This window comes from Lysinibacillus sphaericus, from assembly GCF_015844675.1.
In the GTDB taxonomy this organism is placed as follows: Bacteria; Bacillota; Bacilli; order Bacillales_A; family Planococcaceae; genus Lysinibacillus; species Lysinibacillus sphaericus_E.
Genome location: NZ_LDGC01000052.1, coordinates 1 through 1,023, shown reverse-complemented (window position 1 = coordinate 1,023; position 1,023 = coordinate 1). Strand labels below are relative to the sequence as shown.

The following is a 1,023-nucleotide window of genomic DNA, read 5'->3' as shown; positions in this document are numbered from 1 at the left end:
TCATTAAATGCCTCGTTTGCAGTTTTCCAACCAAGACATTTTCTTGGTCGATTGTTGATATAGTTTAATGCTTCTGTTAGTTCTTCTGGTGATACTTCATCGAAATTTGTTTGCTTAGGGAAGAATTCGCGAAGTAATCCATTTCCATTTTCGTTACTTCCACGCTGCCAAGAAGAATAGGCATCCGCAAAATAAACATCAATTTTCAAGTCTTTTTCTAACACTTTATAGCAGCTAAATTCTTTACCTCGGTCTGTTGTGGCTGTTTTTATAGTGTCTTTTGGTAATTTAGTATGAAGTAGGCGTACTGCTCTTTCCATTGATTGAGCTGAGCGATCTGGTATCAAAAAGCCAACATACCATCGTGTCATTCGCTCAATAAATGTTGCTACACAACCTTTTGCTTTCCCACGTCCAGATACAACTGTATCTAATTCCCAATGTCCAAAGGTTTCACGTTTACGTACTTCTTTTGGGCGTTTAGAAATTGGTGTACCAATGTTAAATCTTCCCCTTGTTTCACGGGGTTTTTGGCGCTTTCCTTTTTGACGGAGAACGGTGGCAGGCACTTCTAAAAGTCCATCGTAAATCCAGCGATAGATAGTTTTAAAACTTAGCTGTCCTTGATACATGCGACCGACAATTTGTTCAGGCGACCAAGTATCCCACAACTTTTCTTGAACAGCTTCTTTTACTTCAGGCGTAAATTTTGACTTGGCACCACAGTTGGATTTATTTTGATGGTAACGTACTTGCGCTTCCTCAGCCGTACTACCGGCATGGCGTTTTATCTCTCTTGAAATTGTAGAAGGTTGACGATTTAAGAGTGCCGCTATTTTACGAATCGAATAATCAAGTTCCAGGTATGTTTCTATTTTTACACGTTCTGATATGGTAAGATGGGTATAGCTCATAATGATTCCTCCGTTTGAATGTTGGTGTGGTAACTACATTCTACACGAGGTCGTTATGGGCTTCTTTTATATTGACTTCTAAGTGTTGCACTTAATATTACAATTCGTC

The 1,023-nt window shown here is 39.1% G+C and carries 1 protein-coding gene; it reads right to left on the bottom strand.

Translation table 11 applies throughout. The annotated features are described in order from the left end of the window. The coding region (locus ABE34_RS25855; RefSeq protein ID WP_197143119.1) for an IS30 family transposase at positions 1–914 on the bottom strand (914 nt) is incomplete at its 3' end. Positions 915–1,023 lie beyond the last annotated feature (109 nt).